At 62.7% G+C, this 20592-nt stretch carries 15 protein-coding genes and 1 pseudogene; 15 read left to right on the plus strand and 1 reads right to left on the minus strand.

Annotated elements, in window-relative coordinates; translation table 11 throughout:
- Positions 1–9 precede the first annotated feature (9 nt).
- The 15 genes and pseudogenes from treZ to C4J88_RS14980 all read left to right on the plus strand — a co-directional run bounded on the left by treZ (position 10) and on the right by C4J88_RS14980 (position 18932).
- Entirely contained in the window at positions 10–1755 is a 1746-nt protein-coding gene (treZ, locus tag C4J88_RS14910) for a malto-oligosyltrehalose trehalohydrolase (RefSeq protein ID WP_124407400.1), read from the plus strand.
- Positions 1752–3836, plus strand: a complete 2085-nt coding sequence (gene malQ / locus C4J88_RS14915) for a 4-alpha-glucanotransferase (protein ID WP_124407401.1) — start codon at positions 1752–1754, stop codon at positions 3834–3836. Before treZ ends, malQ begins: the two co-directional genes overlap by 4 nt.
- The gene (locus C4J88_RS14920) at positions 3833–6583 is read left to right on the plus strand and encodes a malto-oligosyltrehalose synthase (protein ID WP_124407402.1); all 2751 of its coding nucleotides are present in this window, start codon (positions 3833–3835) and stop codon (positions 6581–6583) included. The genes malQ and C4J88_RS14920 overlap by 4 nt, the downstream gene beginning before the upstream one ends.
- A 23-nt stretch (positions 6584–6606) precedes the next feature.
- Positions 6607–6876 carry a DUF2934 domain-containing protein gene (locus C4J88_RS14925; protein WP_124407403.1) on the plus strand — a complete coding sequence of 90 codons (270 nt, stop codon included), beginning with the start codon at positions 6607–6609 and terminating at the stop codon, positions 6874–6876.
- A gap of 122 nt (positions 6877–6998) precedes the next feature.
- Positions 6999–9158, plus strand: a complete 2160-nt coding sequence (gene glgX / locus C4J88_RS14930; RefSeq protein WP_124363041.1) for a glycogen debranching protein GlgX — start codon at positions 6999–7001, stop codon at positions 9156–9158.
- Position 9159: 1 nt separating this feature from the next.
- Positions 9160–10158 (plus strand): acyl-CoA dehydrogenase family protein, encoded by a 999-nt coding sequence (locus tag C4J88_RS14935; RefSeq protein WP_124367204.1) that lies wholly within the window; start codon positions 9160–9162, stop codon positions 10156–10158.
- Entirely contained in the window at positions 10155–10913 is a 759-nt protein-coding gene (locus tag C4J88_RS14940) for a PIG-L deacetylase family protein (protein ID WP_124367205.1), read from the plus strand. The genes C4J88_RS14935 and C4J88_RS14940 overlap by 4 nt, the downstream gene beginning before the upstream one ends.
- A gap of 56 nt (positions 10914–10969) precedes the next feature.
- Positions 10970–11101 (plus strand): annotated as a pseudogene (locus C4J88_RS14945) (glycosyltransferase family 2 protein); the annotation flags it as partial.
- A gap of 129 nt (positions 11102–11230) precedes the next feature.
- Positions 11231–11992 carry a PIG-L deacetylase family protein gene (locus C4J88_RS14950; protein ID WP_124367206.1) on the plus strand — a complete coding sequence of 254 codons (762 nt, stop codon included), beginning with the start codon at positions 11231–11233 and terminating at the stop codon, positions 11990–11992.
- Between the two features lie 158 nt (positions 11993–12150).
- Positions 12151–14307 (plus strand): TonB-dependent siderophore receptor, encoded by a 2157-nt coding sequence (locus C4J88_RS14955; protein ID WP_124407404.1) that lies wholly within the window; start codon positions 12151–12153, stop codon positions 14305–14307.
- Between the two features lie 972 nt (positions 14308–15279).
- Positions 15280–15972, plus strand: a complete 693-nt coding sequence (locus tag C4J88_RS28120) for a methyl-accepting chemotaxis protein (RefSeq protein WP_256657503.1) — start codon at positions 15280–15282, stop codon at positions 15970–15972.
- 419 nt (positions 15973–16391) lie between these two features.
- Positions 16392–16631 (plus strand): hypothetical protein, encoded by a 240-nt coding sequence (locus tag C4J88_RS14965; RefSeq protein ID WP_124363049.1) that lies wholly within the window; start codon positions 16392–16394, stop codon positions 16629–16631.
- Positions 16632–16791: 160 nt separating this feature from the next.
- Complete coding sequence (locus tag C4J88_RS14970) at positions 16792–17937, plus strand: sensor histidine kinase (protein WP_124404347.1); 1146 nt, start codon at positions 16792–16794, stop codon at positions 17935–17937.
- Positions 17938–18077: 140 nt separating this feature from the next.
- Entirely contained in the window at positions 18078–18206 is a 129-nt protein-coding gene (locus C4J88_RS27780) for a DUF6429 family protein (RefSeq protein ID WP_256659136.1), read from the plus strand.
- A gap of 105 nt (positions 18207–18311) precedes the next feature.
- Positions 18312–18932 (plus strand): LysE family translocator, encoded by a 621-nt coding sequence (locus tag C4J88_RS14980; RefSeq protein ID WP_124407406.1) that lies wholly within the window; start codon positions 18312–18314, stop codon positions 18930–18932.
- Positions 18933–18968: 36 nt separating this feature from the next.
- Here the strand turns inward: C4J88_RS14980 and C4J88_RS14985 are convergent, their stop codons facing one another.
- Positions 18969–20183 carry an aldose 1-epimerase family protein gene (locus C4J88_RS14985; RefSeq protein ID WP_124407407.1) on the minus strand — a complete coding sequence of 405 codons (1215 nt, stop codon included), beginning with the start codon at positions 20181–20183 and terminating at the stop codon, positions 18969–18971.
- Positions 20184–20592: the final 409 nt, after the last annotated feature.

A 20592-nucleotide genomic window follows, 5' to 3' on the forward strand; every position in this document is an offset into this window, starting at 1 on the left:
TCTTCATAGATGCCGTTACGGACTCTGGAAACCTGGCCCCACGGCGCACTGATGCTGGACGCGCAACACACGCGTTTTGCCTTGTGGGCGCCAGACGCGTTTTATGTCAGCGTTGAATTGCAGGACGGGAAATCCATCGCCATGTTGCCCCAGGCAAATGGCTGGTTCGAAGTAGAAGTGGCCTGCCCTGCCGGAACGCTTTACCGCTTCAATATCGACGGCGAACGGGATGTTCCCGACCCCGCCTCCAGGGCCCAGGCGCTGGACGTGCACGGTTGGAGCCGCGTCGTCGACCCGCTTGCGTATGAGTGGCGGCACAGCCACTGGCAAGGCCGCCCCTGGCACGAAGCGGTTATCTACGAACTGCATGTCGGCGCCATGGGCGGTTACGCCGAAGTCGAGAAGCAGCTGCCGCGCCTGGCCGAGCTGGGTGTGACCGCCATCGAACTGATGCCCCTGGCGCAATTCCCCGGTGAGCGCAACTGGGGCTACGACGGGGTACTGCCTTACGCACCCCACTCTACCTACGGCACACCCGAACAACTCAAGCACTTGATCGACAGTGCCCACGGGCATGGCCTGGCGGTGATCCTCGACGTGGTCTACAACCACTTCGGCCCGGATGGCAATTACCTGGGCCAGTACGCCAAGGGCTTCTTCCAGGAAGACGTGCACACCCCATGGGGCGCGGGGATTGATTTCGAACGCCGTGAAGTACGGGATTTCTTCCTGGATAACGCATTGATGTGGCTGCTTGAATACCGCTTCGACGGCCTGCGCCTGGATGCCGTACACGCCATCGACAACCCCGAGTTCCTGCGGGAGCTGGCGCAGCGGGTGCGCCAGCAGGTCGACACCGGCCGCCACGTGTGGCTGATGCTGGAGAACGAGCTGAACCAGGCCAGCCTGCTCGAACAGGATTTCGACGCGCAATGGAACGATGACTTCCATAACGTGCTGCACGTACTGCTCACCGGCGAAACCGATGCCTACTACAGCGATTTCGCCGAGCAGCCTACCGTCAAACTGGCACGTTGCCTGGGTGAAGGCTTTATCTACCAGGGCCAGCCCACCCGCCACGGCCATGCACGCGGCGAACCCAGTGCGGAGCTGCCGCCGACCGCTTTCGTAGCGTTCCTGCAGAACCACGACCAGATCGGCAACCGTGCCCTGGGCGAACGCTTGCATCAACTGTGCCCGCCCCAGGCGTTGAAGGCAGCGACCGCGCTGTTGCTGCTGTCGCCGATGATCCCGCTGATGTTCATGGGCGATGAAGTCAATGCCGCGCAGCCGTTCCTGTTTTTTACCGACCATCACGGTGAACTGGCGCAGGCCGTCCGTGAGGGCCGACGTAACGAGTTCGCCGATTTCGCCGCGTTTCATGACCCCGAGCAGCGCGAACGGATTCCCGATCCCAACGCATTGACGACCTTCCTGCAATCGAAGCCGTCCCTGGTCGAAAACGAGCATGCCCAGCTCTATCGCCACTTGCTGGGCCTGCGCCATCAATATGTGGTGCCCCATCTGCCCGGCAGCGTGGCCTTGGGTGCGCAGGTGCTGGCGGACAGCGCCGTGACTGCGCGCTGGCGCCTGGGCGACGGCAGCGTGTTGCAAATCGACCTGAACCTGAGCGCCGAGCCTATCGACGAGCCCGCCTCGCCACATGTGATCTTTCAAACGCCTGCCGAGCCCGTGGCGCACCTGCCGCCCCTCAGCGCACGCGTGTCCTTATTCCCCGTCGGAGAAGAGTTTTGAGCGAAGCGAACCTGGAACTACTCGCCAGCCGCGCGGGCCTGGCCGTCGATTGGATCGATGCCAACGGTCGCCCGCAACATGTGCAGCCCGACGCCCTGCGCGCCGTGCTCAAAGGGCTGGGGCACCCGGCCGATACCGAGGCCGAGATCGACGCCAGCCTGCGAGAACTGGAGCAGGCCCAGCAGGACAAGCATCTGCCGCCACTGCTGACCGTCGACAGCGGCGAGGGCTTGGACCTGGCGCGTTTTTTTGAAGCGGACACGCCCTGCCGTGTCCATCTGGAAAACGGTGAAGTCCTGGAACTGCGTCTGGACGGTGATGCTGTGCTGCCCGGCGTCATCGCCACGGGCTACCATCAAGCGCATATCGACGGCCAGACGTTTACCCTCGCGGTTGCACCCGCCCAATGCTATAGCGTGGCCGAAGCGGTCGACACCAACCCCGCCCGCGCCTGGGGCCTGAGCGCGCAGCTCTACTCGTTGCGCCGCCTGGGCGACGGCGGTTTCGGCGACACCCTGGCCCTGGAGCACCTGGCCCGCTCAGCCGCCGAGCGCGGGGCCGACGCCCTGGCGATCAGCCCGATGCATGCCATGTTCAGCGCCGACGCCGAGCGCTACAGCCCTTATTCGCCTTCCAGCCGGCTGTTTCTCAACAGCCTGTATGCCTCGCCGGCCTGCATTTTGGGTGAGCGTGAAGTGCGCAATGCCATCGAAACCGCAGGCCTCGCCGAGGAGCTGCATGAGCTGGAACAGCTCACGCTGATCGACTGGCCCGCCGCCGCCAAGGCCAAGCAACGTCTGCTGCGCGCCCTGTATGAAGATTTCCGCCACGGCCACCATCCGCAACACGCCGATTTCCAGAGCTTCCGCCAGACTGGCGGCGAAGCCCTGGAAAACCACTGCCGTTTCGAAGCCGTGCAAGCGTTGCGCACCGCCGCCGGCGAAGAACTCGATTGGCGCCACTGGCCGCAAGACTGGCGTACACCGCAGAGCCCGGCGCTGGTGCAGTTCGCCGAGGAACACCGCGAGGAGATCGGCTATTTCGCCTTCACCCAATGGCTGATCGCGCGCAGCCTGCAACGTGCGCAGCAGGCAGCGCGTGGCAGCGGCATGGGCATCGGCCTGATCGCCGATCTGGCGGTGGGCGCGGACGGTGCCGGCAGCCAGGCCTGGAGTCGCCAGGACGAATTGCTCGCCGACCTGACCGTCGGCGCGCCGCCGGACATTCTCAACCGTGCGGGCCAGGGCTGGGGCATTTCCGCGTTTTCCCCCGAGGGGCTCAAACGCAACGGTTTCCGCGCGTTCATTGAAATGCTGCGGGCCAATTTCGCCCATGCGGGCGGCCTGCGTATCGACCATGTGATGGGCCTGCAACGCCTGTGGGTGATCCCGAACGGCGCATCGCCGCGCGAAGGCGCCTATTTGTATTACCCGGTGGACGACATGCTGCGCCTGTTGGCCCTGGAATCCCATCGTCACCAGGCCATTGTGCTCGGTGAAGACTTGGGCACCGTGCCCGACGGCCTGCGCGAAAAACTCAGCAGCCGGGCGATCCTCGGCATGCGCGTGTTGTTGTTCGAGCAAAACCATGAGGGCCAGTTCAGGCCTATCCTCGACTGGCCCGACAACGCCCTGGCCACCACCAGCACCCACGACTTGCCGACCCTCAACGGCTGGTGGCACAGCCGCGACATCGAATGGAATATTCAGCTGGGCCTGATCGACGCGCCAACCGTGGACCAATGGAGCGAACACCGCCTGCGCGAACGTCAGGCCCTGCGCCAGGCCTTGAGCCAGGACCCGCAGAACTTCGTCGATGAAATCCGCAACGACACCGACCATATGATTGATGCCAGCGTGCGCTACCTCGGCCACACCCGTGCGCCGCTAGTCTTGCTGCCGCTGGAGGATGCCCTGGGCTTGGAGGAACAACCCAACCTGCCCGGCACCACCGACACCCACCCCAATTGGCGCCGCCGCCTGCCAGGCGAAGCGTCCAGCCTGCTCGACAATGTGGGCGCTGCGCGCCGCCTCGAGCTGCTGGCCGTCGCGCGCAACCAAGCTTATGAGCGTGACCGATGAAAGCACTGCCCTTGCGCGCTACCCAGCGCCTGCAATTTCATAAAGGCTTCACCCTGGATGACGCGGTGCCATTGGTGCCGTATTTCGCCCGACTGGGCATCAGCCACCTGTATGCCTCGCCCCTGCTCAAAGCACGTGCCGGTTCGATGCACGGCTACGACGTGGTCGACCCCACCCGCGTCAACCCGGAACTGGGCGGCGAGGCGGCACTGCAGCGCCTGGTGGCCGCGTTGCGCGAACACGACATGGGCCTGATCCTCGACATCGTCTCCAACCATATGGCCGTCGGCGGCGCCGACAACCCCTGGTGGCTGGACCTGCTGGAATGGGGGCGCTTGAGCCCCTACAGCGAATTCTTCGATATTCAATGGCACTCCCCGGACCCGCTGCTCAAGGGCCAATTGCTGATGCCGTTCCTTGGCAGCGATTACGGCGAAGCGTTGCAGAGCGGCAGCCTGGTGCTGAAGTTTGATGCGGCGCAGGGCGCATTTTACGTCGAGCACTACGAACACCGTTTCCCGATCTGCCCACGGGATTACGCCCTGGTGCTTGGCGGCGACGAGGGGCTCAAGCCCTTGGCCGATCGCTTCGCCACCCTGGCTTATCAGGATGACGCCTACGCCGAAGCCGCTCTGCTCAAACAGGCCTTGGCCGAGCGCGCCAGCGAACTGCTGCCCGCCATCGAACAGCGCCTCGCCGCGTTCGACGGGCGTACACCGGATGGCTTTGCGCGCCTGCATCAACTGCTGGAACAACAAAGCTACCGCCTGGCCAGTTGGCGCACGGCGGCGGACGACATCAACTGGCGCCGTTTCTTCGATGTGAACGAGCTGGGCGGCCTGCGCGTGGAGCGCACGGCGGTGTTCGAGGCCACCCACGGCAAGATTTTCGAGTTGATCAGCGCAGGCTTGATCGACGGCCTGCGCATCGACCATATCGACGGGCTGGCCGATCCGCGCGGTTACTGCCGCAAGCTGCGGCGCCGGGTGGATGCGCTGTCGCCGCAGCGGCATTTGCCGATCTTCGTGGAGAAGATCCTCGGTGAAGGCGAAACCCTGCGCGAAGACTGGCAAGTGGACGGCACCACCGGGTACGAATTCATGAACCAACTGTCGTTGCTGCAACACCATCCGGACGGTTTCGCGCCGCTGGCCGAGTTGTGGTCACGCCACAGCGAACGGCCCTCAGGATTTATCGAAGAGGCCCGACTGGCGCGCCAGCAGATTCTCAATGGCTCGTTGGGCGGCGATTTCGAAAGCGTGGCCCAGGCGCTGTTGCAAGTGGCGCGTGACGACGTAATGACCCGCGACCTGACCCTGGGCGCGATCCGTCGCGCCTTGCAGGAACTGATCGTGCACTTCCCGGTGTACCGCACCTATATCAGTGCACGCGGGCGCAGCGCGGCTGACGACAAAGTGTTCCAGCAGGCCATGGACGGCGCGCGCAGCACCCTGAGCGAAGGTGACTGGCCGGTGCTCGATCACCTGGAAAAATGGCTCGGTGGGCAACCCTGGCGCAATCGCCCGGTGGGCCGCGAGCGCAAGATGCTCAAGCATGCCTGCGTGCGCTTCCAGCAACTGACCTCGCCCGCCGCCGCCAAGGCCGTGGAAGACACGGCGTTCTACCGTTCGGCGGTGCTGTTGTCGCGTAACGATGTGGGCTTCAGCACCGAGCAGTTCAGCGCGCCGTTGGCCGATTTTCACGCGGTCAACCAGCAGCGGCTGCAGTGCTTTCCGCACAACCTGCTGGCCACCGCCACCCACGACCATAAACGCGGCGAAGATACCCGCGCCCGTCTGGCGGTGCTGAGTGAATGCGCTTCCTGGTATGCCGAGCAGGTCGAACACTGGCGCAGCCTGGCCGCGCCGCTGCGCGACAGCGCCGACAGCCCTTCGGCAGGCGATGAACTGATCCTGTATCAGGTGCTGCTCGGCAGCTGGCCGCTGGAGCCGAACCCTGACCTTGAGGCCTATCAGCAACGCCTGTGGCAATGGCAGCAAAAAGCCCTGCGCGAAGCCAAGCTGCAGAGCAGTTGGAGCGCGCCCAACGAGGCCTACGAACAGGGCGTCGAAGCGTTCCTCAAGCGCGTGTTGCTCAGTGAGGCCGGCGCCCCGCTGCGCAGCGCCCTTACCGCTGCAGCCGAGGCGATTGCACCCGCTGGTGCCTTGAACGGGCTGGCGCAGTCTTTGCTTCACCTGAGCGTGCCGGGCGTGCCGGATGTCTATCAAGGCGATGAGTTCTGGGACTTCAGCCTGGTAGACCCGGACAACCGCCGCCCGGTGGACTTCCAGGCGCGGCAACGCGCTTTGGAGGCGCCAGTGGACACCGCTGAACTGTTGGCCAACTGGCGCGACGGGCGTATCAAACAGGCGCTGATCGCACAGGTACTGACCTTGCGCAAGGCTAACCTCGAGCTGTTCAGCGACGGTGCCTACACTGCCCTGGAGGTGGTTGGGCAACAGGCCGAGCACGTCGTCGCCTTCTGCCGCGAACACCAAGGCAACCATGTGCTGGTGGTGGTGCCACGCTGGTCCCGGCGCTTGCTCGAAAATGCGCTGCAGCCGTTGATTCCTGCGCAGGTTTGGGGCGATACGCGGGTGAAATTACCGTTCGCCGCCGCAACGCAAAACTGGAAGGGACTTTTTCAGACGAGCGTAGTCACACCAGACAAGGAGCTGTTGATCAGCGCTGCCCTGGGGGATTTCCCGGTCAATGTCTTTATCAATTCCGATAGTCAAGAAAGCTGAACATTTTCTCTGAGGAGTGTGTGATGAGTAATGAAGACAAACGCATCCGCGAACTAGCGCATCAGATCTGGGAGTCCGAAGGCAAGCCCCACGGTGAAGATGCCCGTCACTGGGAAATGGCGCGCAAGCTCGCCGAAGCCGAGGCGCTGACGCCAAGCAAGCCCAAGCCGGCCACCAAGCCGAAGACGGCCCCAAAGGCAGCGGCCAAAGCCAAGCCGGCTGAGCCTGCCGCCGCCAAACCGGCGCCAAAGAAGCCCGCCGCGCCGAAAAAGCCCAAACCTCCCGCTCATTGATCGCCGCGCCCCCTGACTGCCTTGCTGTCGGGGGAGCTTTTATCTCTTTACGTCATACGCTGAATAACTGTCAGTACGGCCGCGTTCGGCCCGAAAAAAAGAATCCCTGCAGGAGCAACACCATGAGCAAGCCCGAAAAAGCCTCAACGACGCCGGACCACGAGCCGTCGCGGATTCGTGAAGGTTTGCCCTTCCCTCTTGGCGCCACCTGGGACGGCCTGGGCGTCAACTTCGCGCTGTTTTCGGCCAACGCCACCAAGGTCGAACTGTGCCTGTTCGATGATGCTGGCGAGGTGGAACTGGAGCGCATCGAACTGCCCGAATACACCGACGAGATCTTCCACGGCTACCTGCCCGACGCCCACCCCGGGCTGATCTACGGCTACCGTGTGTATGGTCCCTACGACCCGGCCAACGGCCATCGTTTCAACCATAACAAATTGCTGATTGACCCCTATGCCAAGCAACTGGTGGGCGAACTCAAATGGTCCGAAGCCCTGTTCGGCTACACCATCGGCCACCCCGACGACGACCTCAGCTTCGACGAGCGCGACAGTGCGCCCTTCGTGCCTAAATGCAAAGTCATCGACCCGGCGCACACCTGGGGCAATGACCAGCCGGTGCGCGTGCCGTGGGACCGCACCATTATTTACGAGACCCACCTGCGCGGCATCAGCATGCGCCACCCTTCGGTCGGCGAATCCGTGCGCGGTACCTGCGCCGGGCTGATGGAAGATGACGTGCTCAAACACATCCGCCAGTTGGGGGTCTCTTCGGTCGAGCTGTTGCCGGTCCACGCCTTCGTCAACGACCAGCATTTGCTGGAAAAAGGCATGACCAACTACTGGGGCTACAACAGCATCGCGTTTTTTGCGCCCGACCCGCGCTACCTGGCCAGCGGCAAGATCGCCGAGTTCAAGGAGATGGTCGCGCACCTGCATGAGCAGAAGCTCGAAGTGATCCTCGATGTGGTCTACAACCACACTGCCGAAGGCAACGAGCGCGGCCCTACCCTGTCGATGCGCGGCATCGACAACGCCTCGTACTACCGATTGATGCCCGATGACAAGCGCTTCTACATCAATGATTCCGGCACCGGCAACACCCTGGACCTGAGTCACCCCTGCGTGCTGCAGATGGTCACCGACTCCCTGCGTTACTGGGCCACCGAGATGCACGTCGACGGCTTCCGCTTCGACCTTGCGACGATTCTGGGTCGCTACCGCGACGGCTTTGACGAACGTCACAGCTTCCTCGTGGCGTGCCGCCAGGACCCGATCCTGCGCCAGCTCAAATTGATCGCCGAACCCTGGGACTGCGGGCCCGGCGGCTATCAGGTGGGCAATTTCCCACCTGGCTGGGCAGAGTGGAACGACCGTTTCCGCGATACCGTGCGTGCATTCTGGAAAGGCGACGACGGCCAGCTGGCGGACTTCGCCGGGCGCATGACGGCATCGGGCGAGATGTTCAACCACCGTGGGCGCCGACCTTACAGCTCGGTGAACTTCATCACCGCCCACGATGGTTTTACCCTGCACGACCTGGTGTCGTACAACGACAAGCACAACGAAGCCAACGACGAAAACAACCAGGACGGCAGCAACAACAACCTGTCGTGGAACCATGGCGTCGAAGGCCCTACCGACGATCCGGAAATCAACGAACTGCGCCTGCGCCAGATGCGCAACTTCTTCGCCACCCTGCTGCTGGCCCAAGGCACGCCGATGATCGTGGCCGGTGATGAATTCGCCCGCACCCAGCACGGCAACAACAATGCCTACTGCCAGGACAGCGAAATCGGTTGGGTCAACTGGGACCTGGACGACGACGGCAAGGCGCTGCTCAAGTTCGTCAAACGCTTGATCAAGTTGCGCCTGGCGTACCCGATCCTGCGTCGTGGGCGCTTCCTGGTCGGCGACTACAACGAAGACATCGGCGTGAAGGACGTCACCTGGCTGGCGCCGGATGGCAATGAAATGACCACTGAGCAGTGGGAAGACAGCAACGGTCGTTGCCTGGGCATGCTGATGGATGGCCGCGCCCAAGAGACCGGGATTCGGCGTGCCGGTGCCGATGCCACTCTGTTGCTGGTGGTGAATGCCCATCACGACATGGTCAATTTCCGCCTGCCACCGGTACCCCAGGGCGAGTTCTGGAATTGCCTGCTCGATACCAACGACCCTGCGGTGCGTGGCCAGGAGCGCTTTGACTTCGAACACGAGTACGCTGCCACCGGCCGCTCGCTGCTCCTGTTTGAGCTGCAACACGACGACGAGGTGTGAGATGGCGTTGCACGGATTCCTTTCCGGCTACCGGGGCTATGCGGACACGCAAGCCCTGGGCAAGGCCTTGAAGGACCTTCAGGAAGAAGGCCTGGACCAACTGCCGTTGCCCGGCAGCGGCCAGACGCTTTCGCGCTATAGCGGGCTGGCGCAAGTCGCCGGCCATGACCTGCGCCTGTGCAAGCTGTTCGAAGGCCACACCGATGCGCTGGCGATCATTGCTGAACTCGACAGCCCGCTGCCGCCTTTGGGCAGCACCTGGGGGATGTGGGCCGCCGAGCCGCCGAGCGCCAAGGTGCGCGTGCGGCGCGACGGCCAGCGCTTGATCGTCGACGGGCGTAAAGCCTGGTGTTCCGGTGCGTCTGTGGTCTCGCACGGGTTGTTGACTGCGTGGGACGAGGAGGACCGTCAGCAACTGGTGGCCGTGGAAATGGACCAGCCGGGCGTCACGGTAACGGATGAAGGTTGGGATGCGGTGGGCATGGCCGCCACCGGCAGTGTCGAGATCGTCTTCAGCGAGGCCAGGGGCCTCGCAGTCGGCGGGCCGGGCGACTATCTGGCGCGTCCGGGGTTCTGGCATGGCGGCATTGGCATTGCGGCGTGCTGGTATGGCGCGGCGCAGCGCCTGGCCGAAGTGCTGCGCGAGCAGTGCAGCAAGCACCCTGAGCCGCATGCCCCGGCCCACCTCGGCGCGGTGGACAGTGCATTGAACAGCGCAGCCTGCGTGCTGCGCGCCAGTGCCGAGCAGATCGACCGGGCACCGACCGCCGATGCCCGGTTGCTGGCCCAGCAAGTGCGCGCGTGCGTCGAGGAAACCGTCGAGCAGGTGATCCAGCATGTCGGCCGTGGTGTAGGCGCGGGGCCTTACTGCAAGGACCCGCACTTCGCCCAATTGATGGCGGACTTGCCGGTGTACGTGCGCCAAAGCCACGCCGAACGCGACTTGGCCGCCCTGGGCATGCAGGTCGCCGGCGAACCTTCAGGGAGGTGGCAGTTATGAAACCCAACCCGATTGTCGGCCAAGGCACCTCCCTACATTACTGGCAAACCTCGTCGCGCCTGGCTGAACTGCCGCATATCAGCGTTGAGCAACTGGTACCGGAGGGGCACCGTGCGGTCATCATCGCCCCGCACCCGGACGATGAAGTGCTCGGCTGCGGCGGTTTGCTGCAAGGCCTGGCCGATCTGGGCCGGCCCATTCAGTTGATCTCGGTCACCAACGGCAGCGCCAGCCATCCAGGCTCGCAACGCTGGCCGGTGCAACGTTTGAGCGTGGTGCGCCCTCAGGAGTCGGCCCAGGCCCTGCATCGCCTGGGCTTGCCGATGCACAGTCTGAAGTGGCTGCGCGCCGGGTTCAGCGACAGCAAAGTTGCCGAGCGCGAGGAAGAACTGGCCGTGTTCATCCAGCGCCACCTCAAACCCGACGACGTGGTATTCGCCACCTGGCGCGAAGACGGCCATTGCGACCATGAGGCTGTCGGCCGCGCCAGTGCGAAAGCCGCCCAGGCCGTGGGCGCCACCTTGTACGAACTGCCCGTGTGGACCTGGCACTGGGCGACCGCCGAAGACGGCATGGTGCCGTGGCACCGTGCGCGCAAGATCCCTTTGACGCCCGAGAGGGTGGCGCGCAAACGCCATGCCATCCACGCCTTCGCCAGCCAGCTGGAGGGCGACCCCCAGATCGGCCTCCCCCCCGTACTGGCGCCCTATGTGGTGGAGCGCTTGCTGCAACCTTTTGAAGTGGTGTTCGTTTGAGTGTGACAACCCCTTATTTCGACCAGATGTTCGCCGGCAACGACGAGCCGTTGATGCGTAACCGGGAACGTTGCGGCGCTTCCATCGCCTGGAGCCACAGCCCGCAAGTGATCACCAGCGCACGCCTGGAGTGTCGCGCCCAGGGTGGTTTCGGTGACTATTTGAAGAGCCTGATGCAGGTTTCTTAAAAAGAACCACATTTCTTGTCTATGCTTATAACCTATCGCACAGCGCTCCAGGATCGGAGCGCCGCGCACTCACCGCAGCGGAGCCTGGGGTGAACACACACGCTTGAACCGACAAGGATGTGACACTCGATGAAAACCGCCTCGTTAAGCGAGGGCCGTCGCGGCCCCGCGCAAATCTGGAACAGCGCGCCGCAGTTGGCGCATATTCCCGCTATCTCGCTGACCAGCCTGGTACCGCCCGGCGCCCGGGTGGTGGTGATTGCCCCTCACCCCGGCGATGAAGTGCTCGCCTGCGGGGGCCTGCTGCAGCTGCTCAGCACCCGCGCGCACCCGTTGAAATTAATTTCCATCACCGATGGCAGCGCCAGCCACCCTGGCTCCCAGGTCTGGTCGGCCAACCGCCTGAGCGCGGTGCGCCCCCAGGAAAGCGCCGAGGCCCTGCGCCGCTTGGGCGTGCCACTGCACAGCCTGAAATGGATTCGTGGCGGGTTTCGCGATAACGCCCTGGCCAGCCATGAACAACCGATCAGCCAGTTCATCGCCCGCTACCTGCAGCCAGGTGACGTGGTATTCACCACCTGGCGCCATGATGGCAACGATGACCACGAAGCCGTCGGCCGTGCCAGCGCCAACGCGTGCAAATTGGTGGGCGCGCAACTCTATGAACTGCCGATGTGGGCCTGGCACTGGCCGGCACGCGAAGGCTCGGTGATGCCTTGGCAACGCGCGCGCAAGTTGTGCCTCGACACTTGGAGCGTGGCGCACAAGCTGCACGCCGTGCACGCCTACGCCAGCCAGCTGATGGGCGACCCCGCGATCGGCCTTGCGCCAATGCTTGCCCAGGTGTTGCTGGAGCGCATGCGCGAGCCCTACGAAATTGTGTTCATCTAGGCAAAGGTGGCAAAACGCCGGTGCCCAGCGCATGAAAATTTCGTTAACTGATTCATCTCGTAGGCTTTTTCCCACAGACTCAATCTGCCACACTGATGCGAATAATTATCAACAGATTTATTATTCGCTAAGGATGGCGTTCCGGGAGAGCTACATTCATGTCTGTGCGACACCATGGCGGCAAAGGGTTTTCACCGAGTTCGATAGCAATGGCTATCTGCCTGACCACCACCCAGGCGACCTTCGCGGCCGAAGCCGACGCCCCGCCCACTACCATTGAGCTCGGTGCTACCGAGGTATCGGGGCACCAGCTTGGCGAAACCACTGAAGGCAGCGAGTCGTACACCACCGGTTCGATGAAAACCGCAACCAAACTGCCCCTGACCCTGCGTGAAACCCCACAGGCCGTCACCGTGATTACTCGTCAACGCATGGATGACCAGGCGATGACCAGCATCAACGACGTGGTCAACGCCACGCCAGGACTGTTCCTCAACTACTCCAGCGGCCCCGGCCGGCAGGGCTACACCGCACGTGGTTTCAACGTCGACAACCTCATGTACGACGGCATTCCCAGTGGCTATGACGGCGTTAACGTCGGTGCCCAGCCGAACCTGGCGATGTTCGATCGCGTCGAGGTGGTTCGCGGTGCCACTGGCCTGGTGACCGGCGCCGGTAACCCCTCGGCGGCGATCAACCTGATTCGCAAGCGGCCCCTGGCCGAGCAGAAAGTCACCTTGACCGGCGCCGCCGGCAGTTGGGACGACTACCGTGGCGAACTCGACGCGTCCAGCCCGCTCAATGACAGCGGCACCTGGCGTGGCCGAGTGGTCACCTCTTACCGCGACGCCAACAGTTTCATCGACAAGGCCGAGCAGGATCACGGTTTGTTCTACGCCGTGACCGAAGCCGACCTGAGCGAAGACACCCGCCTGACCCTCGGCTACTCCAACCAGAAAGACAAGACCAACTACTTCTGGGGCTCGTCGATGATCGGCCTGGACGGTCATCACCTCGACCTGTCGCGTTCGTACAATCCCGGCACCGACTGGGAGAATAAAGACCAGGAGATCAACACCGTCTTCGTCGAACTGCGCCAGCAGCTGGCCAATGATTGGGCGCTGCAGGTCAACGCCAACTACGCCGTACAAGACGCATTGTTCTCCGGCTCCTACCAGTCGCGCTGGACCGACAACACCCTGGCCCGCACCGTGTACCAGTCCGCCGCCGATGAAAAGCAGGCCGGGTTCGACGCCTTTGCCAGCGGCCCGTTCCAGGCGTTCGGGCGCACCCATGAGCTGGTCGTGGGCACCAGCAAGCGCATCTACGACCTGACCACCCGCAACTACAGCCCGTACGATCTGAATTGGCCGATCAATGCCGGCAAACCGAACTTTACCCACACCAACAACCAGCGCGATGTCACCACTCAGGACGGTGTGTACGTCACCACCCGCCTGAGCCTGGCCGACCCGCTCAAGCTGATCCTCGGCGGGCGCCTGGACTGGTATGACTACGACAACCGCGATGGCGACGGCGACTATAAAGTCACCCGTAACCTCACCCGCTACGCGGGCCTGATCTACGACCTGGACGACCAGCACTCGGTGTATGCCAGCTACAGCGACATCTTCACGCCGCAACGTGAAAAAAGCACCGGCGCCACCCCGCTCAAGCCCATCGTCGGCAAAAACTATGAAGTCGGCATCAAGGGCGAATACCTGGGCGGCGCGCTGAATGCCAGCGTGGCGCTGTTCCGGGTCGACCAGGAAAACCGCGCCGTGCAGATCGTCGTGCCGGACTGCCCGCAGGCCTCCTGCTACCAGGCCTCGGGCGAGATTCGCAGCCAGGGTATCGACTTCGAACTGCAGGGCGCCTTGACCGAGAACTGGCAGGTCGGCGGTGGCTACACCTATGCGCGCACCCACACCATCAAGGACGCCGCCAACCCGCAGAAGGTCAACAAGCAGTTCGACACCGACACCCCGGAGCACCTGTTCAAGGTCACCACCCGCTACAACTTCCAGGGCCCGCTGGAAAAACTCCGCGTGGGCGGCAACATCTCCTGGCAGAGCCGCATGTACAACGACATCCAGCTGGCGGACGGCAGCACCTATCGCCTCAAACAAGGCGGGTACGCCGTCACCGACCTGATGGCCGGCTACCGGGTCAACCAGAATCTGGACCTGCAGCTCAACGCCAACAATATCTTTGATCGGCACTACTACCAGTCCATCTCCGAAGCCGTTACCTATGGCGGCGATTCCTACGGCAGCCCACGCAACATGATGCTGACGGCCAAGTACAGCTTCTGATCGTCATCCGCGGCTGCCCGCTCGGGCGGCCGTGCTTAAAGTCCCCCACCGGCCTGCCGATAACCGTCTGTCGGATCTTGTCCGGCCCCCTTCGCCACACCTGCTTTTCCTGCGGCCAGCGTGGCACGCCGCATGCTTGGTTCCTGGCCAAACCACATGGAGTACACGTGAATGCTCAACCGCACACGCTTTATGGAGCACTACCGCAAGGCCGACCGCATCATGCTGGCGTTGATCTGGCTGATGTTCCTGTTCTCCTTGGGCCTGGCGTTCTGGCATGACACCTTCACCCAGGCGCTGATCGTCGGGGGCGGCACCGGCGTGGTGCTGACCGCGCTCTACCGCGCCATTGGCGGCACCCGTGTAATGCGGTGTGTGCTTGGTGCCGGCCTGATGGTGATGGCAGCCTTGCACATCAATCAGGCGCAGGGGGTGATCGAAGCGCACTTCGGTATTTTCGCGCTGCTGGCGGTGCTGACGTTCTACCGTGACTGGCTGCCGATCCTGGTGGCGGCGCTGACCATCGCCGTGCATCACCTGGTATTCCATGCCCTGCAGCATCAAGGCCTGCCCGTGTTTGTGATGGCGCATCACGGCGGCTGGACGATGATTTTCGTGCACGCGTTCTACGTAGTGATGGAAACGGTCGCCCTGCTCTACCTCGCCGTGCACAGCCACGCCGAGGCGGTCGAAAGCCAGGAAATGCTCGAAAAAATGCTCGCCGTCACCTCGCAGTTCGACGCAGAAACCGCCAAGGGTGAAGACAAGGTGCGTGTGTCCCTCGCCAAGCGCTTCGACCACTTCCTGCAGCAACTCACCCACCTGATCGACGGCGTCGCACGCGACTCCCATGGCCTCGGCCAACTCGGCCAGGAACTGGCCACGGCCAGCGGCACCCTGGAAACGGGCGCGCGGCATCAACTGGCACAGATCAATGAGATGACCGGCTCGATGCAGCGCATGGAAGACTCCATGGGCCACATCACCCTGCACGTCGAACAAGCCGTGGAACACGCCGGCCAAGCCAGCCGGCAGATCGTGCGCGGCCAGGAAAGCGTCGGCCGCGCCCAGCATGAAATCACCCAACTGGCCTCGCGCATCAATGGCACGCAATCCACCGTACAGTCGTTGGCGGTGCAGGCCGAGCAAATCGGCTCGGTGCTGGAGGTGATCAGCAGCATCGCCAACCAGACCAACCTGCTCGCCCTCAATGCCGCCATTGAGGCCGCCCGCGCCGGCGAGCAAGGCCGTGGCTTTGCAGTGGTCGCCGACGAAGTGCGCAGCCTGGCCCAACGCACCGCCCTCTCCACCCAGGAAATCAAGACCATCATCGAAGGCCTGCAGCAAGGCAGCCGCCAGGCCGTCGAAGCCATGCATGACAGTCGCCAGGGTGTGGAGCGGTGCGTGGAAGACAGCCAGATGGCCGTCGACATGCTACGCGCCGTGGGCGAAGACATCGCGCATATCGACCAACTCAACGGCCGCATCGTCACCACCACCCGCGAGCAGACCTCTGCGAACCTGGAAATTGTCGAGCGCCTGCAATCGGTGCAGCACATCGCGCAAAACACCGCCGACGACGTGGAAACCCTGGCCCGCAGCAGCGAACGCCTGCCACCAATCGCCGTGCGCCTGGATGCGCTGGGGCGCAGGTTTCATCCGTGATTCACGCCATCGGGGCAGCCGCCGAAGCCTCTCTAACTGATGCCCCGCGCTCCAAATGTGGGAGGGGGCTTGCTCTAATGCCCGCCAGTTAAGGCGACACCGGACCTGTGGCGAGGGAGCTTGCTCCCGCTGGACTGCGCAGCAGTCCCATTGTTTGGGGCCGCTTCGCGCCCCAGCGGGAGCAAGCTCCCTCGCCACAAGTTAGTTCTCGCTCCTGCTACTTCTTAACTGACCGGCATTAGGGCTCGCCCCCGATGGCGGCCTGCGCTAGGGCGAACAACTGTACTTGTGGAACTGCAAGTCATCGCCTCCCGCTCGCGCACTACGAAACTCCTGAACCTTCCGCCGGTCGATGCTTTCAAGAGGCCGACAGTGCCTCGGGTGCTTTGTGTGTGTAGTGAATGCCTGCGGAGACGGCCATGAAAGAAGCCATTAGCGATTTGCCCGGCCCTATAAAACGACAGGCTGACCGAATTTTGCGTGAGATCGAACTGGCAGGGTCGATGATCCTGGCCGTCAAAAGCGGTGCCAAAGCCCAGGGGTTCGTGCTGGGCATTACCTGCTGTGAAGGGCTGACTTCGGAGCGCTGCGAGCAGTTGGCAAGCCATTTCGACAGCGTGGTGGAACAGAGGCTGAGGGCCCTGACATTGGGCCTGTAAGGTCAGGCGCATGACCGCTGTGCGCGCGTAGATTGGATCCACGGCAGCCCCGGCACCGGCCGCCCTTTAAAAGCGGCGAACAACCTCCTACACTGCCGGGAATTTCCCTTCATCTGCGCAGCCTCGCTCTTCTGCCCGACTCGCATCAGGATTTACAGACATGCGCCTGCCCGATTTCATCCTGGAAAACCTCGAGCCAATTCTGCAAGCCTGGGAAGATTTCGCCAGAACCATTGAGACACCGGGCGAGGAACTCGACAGTGTCGGGCTGCGCGACCATGCCGAGCAGATGTTGCGGGCCATCGTCAGCGACCTGCGAACCAAGCAGACCCGCCAGGAACAAATAGCCAAGGCCCAGGGCCAGGCACCGACGGACGATCAGGAAACCGCGGCGGAAACCCATGCCATGACGCGGCTGATGGCGGGTTTCACCATCGATCAGATGGTCTCGGAATACCGCGCGCTGCGCACCAGCGTGGTCAGCCAGTGGATGCGCCAGATCAAGGACGGCACCCCGATCAATGTCGACGACATGACCCGCTTCCACGAAGCCATCGATCAGGCCCTGGCCGAGTCCGTCGCCAGCTACTCCCGCGCGGTCGAGGCGTCACGCAATATGTTCCTGGGCATCCTTGGCCACGACTTGCGCACCCCACTCGGCGCGATCCTGCTGGGGTCCGACGTGCTACGCCGCTCACAGGACGCCGGCGCCCGCGCGACCAAAATCGCCAACCAGATCTACACCAGCGTACGCCGCGCGAGCCAGATCGTCGGCGACCTGCTCGACCTGACCCGCTGCCAGATGGGGCCGGGCATCCCGGTCAAAACCGCCGATATCGACCTTTCACCGCTGTGCCAACGCGTCATAGAAGAAATCCGCACCTTTCATCCTGAAGCTATCGTGATGTTCGACGCCAAAACGCCAGTTGCAGGGCAATTCGACGGCCCGCGCATGGAGCAGGTCTTCTCGAACATCGTCAGCAATGCGGTGCAGCATGGGGACACCACCCGGCCGATCCAAGTCGAGCTGGGCATACGCGAGGACTTCGCGGTCTTCACCGTGCACAACAGCGGTGAAGCGATCCCCGAGGACGTCCTCCCGTTCATCTTCAACCCCATGGGCCGCTTCTCCCAGCGTACCGCGATCAATCACGGCCCCACGGAGGGGTTGGGTTTGGGCCTGTTCATTGCCTCGGAAATCGTGGCGTCTCATGGTGGGGCGATTGAGGTGAGTTCTGATACGGAACAGGGCACGGTGTTTAGTGTGCGAGTGCCGATCGATAAACCAGAGAACAGCGTTGCCTGAGAAACGAGCGGCGCCCCGATTCGCGAGAGGGGTAACCACTATGGAATACGACGAAAAGCTGATAGGAAGCCGTGCTGGCCCTGCTGACAGTCTTCAGCACCGATGACGGAAACTCATGGAAGGGGCACGATTTCCAGATAATGAACCGATTACATGAACAGGGTTTTATCGATAACCCGGTAAACAAGAACAAATCGGTTTGGCTGACGACACAAGGGCTGGAGCGCGGTCGGGAACTGGCTGATCGGCTGTTTGGGACGAAGGCTTAGGTCAGGACAACCTGTACCTTAGTCGACATAACGCGGCCGCGATTGCCGCACCGCCCCCACTCCCCTTATCCTCGACGCTCCCGTCCGACCCACTCCGGAGCCGCCATGGACCTCGCCACCCTCGCCCTCTTCCTGCCCGCCTGCTTCGCCCTGAACATGGCGCCCGGCCCCAACAACCTGCTGTCGGTGAGCAACGCCACCCGCTACGGCTACCGCACCTCCTGCCTCGCCGGCCTCGGCCGTTTGCTGGCCTTCGCCGGCATGATCGCCCTCGCCTCCGTCGGGTTGGCGGTGGTGCTGCAAACCTCGGAGTTGTTGTTCTACGGGATCAAGCTGCTTGGTGCGGCTTATCTGTTTTACCTGGCCTATCAGCTGTGGCGCGCAGACCCGCGGGCAGAAGCGGAAATAGCCGCCAACAAGGTGGGCTTATGGGCCCTGGCACGGCAAGAGTTTCTGGTGGCGGCAGGCAACCCCAAAGCCATCCTGATCTTCACCGCCTTCCTCCCGCAGTTCGTGGTGCCCGGCCAACCTATTAACGCGCAATTCGCTTTGTTGGGCGCAATGTTCCTGGCCCTGGAATGGATCGCCATCAGCGCATACGCCTATATGGGCCTGCATATGCGCCGCTGGTTTGCCGAGCCGAGAGGCAAACGGATCTTCAATCGATGCTGCGCGGGGTTGTTGTCGGCGGCCGCAACGGTGTTGTTGACGGCACGCCGGACGTAACTCCCGCGCCGGCCCGTGGAAGCAGTGCAGGCGCCCCTACCCCTTGGTCAAATCAACCAACGGCGTCTGCCGCACCTCAGTCTCGCGCCCGGCCTGAATCTCGCTGACCTGCTTCAAGGCCTTGTCCACAGCCGCCTTATCCGCCAACAAGCTGTAGCTGATGCGGAACTGCTTGTGTTCCTTGGGCCCAATGGTGGGTACCAGGTTCAGTGGCCGCTGATAACGGCGGTTGTAGGAAAAACTTGTCCCCGGCTCCAGCCCCGTGACATAGCCCTGCCCTTGAGTATCGGTGTTCTTCCAAAGGGAAAACACCGGTAACGTCTGCGTATTGAACCCGACCGACACGCCCAGGCTGCCAGCTTTGTTATGCAGCACGGTCAAGGTATCGCCCTTGGCATCGGCATAGGGCACCACGTTGTAGACCGTTTCGTCGTAGTCCTTGGTGGGTGCGCGGTAGGTTTGCCAGTCGGCCAATTCGCCCTTGGCCTTGTCGTTGAACGGCGACACCTGCTTCACCGGTGCGGCAAAACGCGCGCCCTGCTCCAGGAACGGGGTGCTGAAATTACTGTGATACAGCGCCTGGTATTCCTTCGGATAGTCGCCGTTGTTGGTCAGGGTGTCGTTAAGAGCAAACACGACACTGCCGGGCTCGGTGACCAGTTCGGTCGCCACGGAAAAATCGACCTTCTTGAACGCCTGCTCTTTCAGTTCGCCGCGCAGGGTGATGGCGTACGGCGGCTTTTCATCGATGTGCAGGGTGACTTTGTTCGCAGGAATATTCGCGGCCCTGCCATGCAGCGTCAGCAATTCACCGTTGTCGATGCCAGGGTGACCGACCCATTCATAGCCGCAACGGGTGACCAGCTCATTGAAACCTTCCAACCAGCCCAGCCCGCCGCGACCATTGAGTTCGATGAAGGAAGGATTGACCACTTCCTTGACCGGCGAATCCCACCCCATGCGCACATCGCCGACCGAAGCCTGCAACACGTTCATACCGCGAGTCGGCACCACCGAGAGCTTCATCGTGCCGTTATCGATGTCGACAATGCTCACCCCCTCCTGCCGACCGCCGTGCAGCGTGCGCAGGGTAACGCTGAAGGGTTTGTCGGTTTGCACGCCAAGTTGCTGGCTGGTGACCTGCCAGTTCTGCGCGGCTTTGTCGGTGTCGAGGAGCACATAGTCCCAGGCCATGGCGTGGGAGGCGGCGGAGAGTGCGGTGAGGGCAACAAAGAATTTTAGGGGGGTCATGGCGGTAGCCTTTCTTGGAGTTGTGGCGGTTTTATAGACTCGATTAAACGTTTCAGCAAGTGTAAAAGGCGGTATTACGTGGGCAAGTGCCAAAAAGGGGTTGAAGTGAAGTTGGAAAATCGAGTCGGTGCCATCGCAGGCAAGTGCGACCTAAAGAAGCGGGTTGAGCGGTGGGAGCTTCGGCATATTCGTGTTGAGAACATTGCCTTTTGAGGGGAGGTGAAACGGGCTGCGTCGTGGTTTCGGGAGCTGCGCAGTTGCTGGCGATACCGTTATGGGATGAGTGTTATCGAGCGAATTGGGCGAGGAGCTTTCGGAGGTAGAGGTTGCGTCTGGCGATCAGTAACTTAGTGGAGAGTCTTCGTGAGCCGGAATCAAAAAGGTCAGTGCGTGGAGATAGAGTGGTGTT

The organism is Pseudomonas sp. R4-39-08 (assembly GCF_003852275.1).
Lineage (GTDB): Bacteria > Pseudomonadota > Gammaproteobacteria > Pseudomonadales > Pseudomonadaceae > Aquipseudomonas.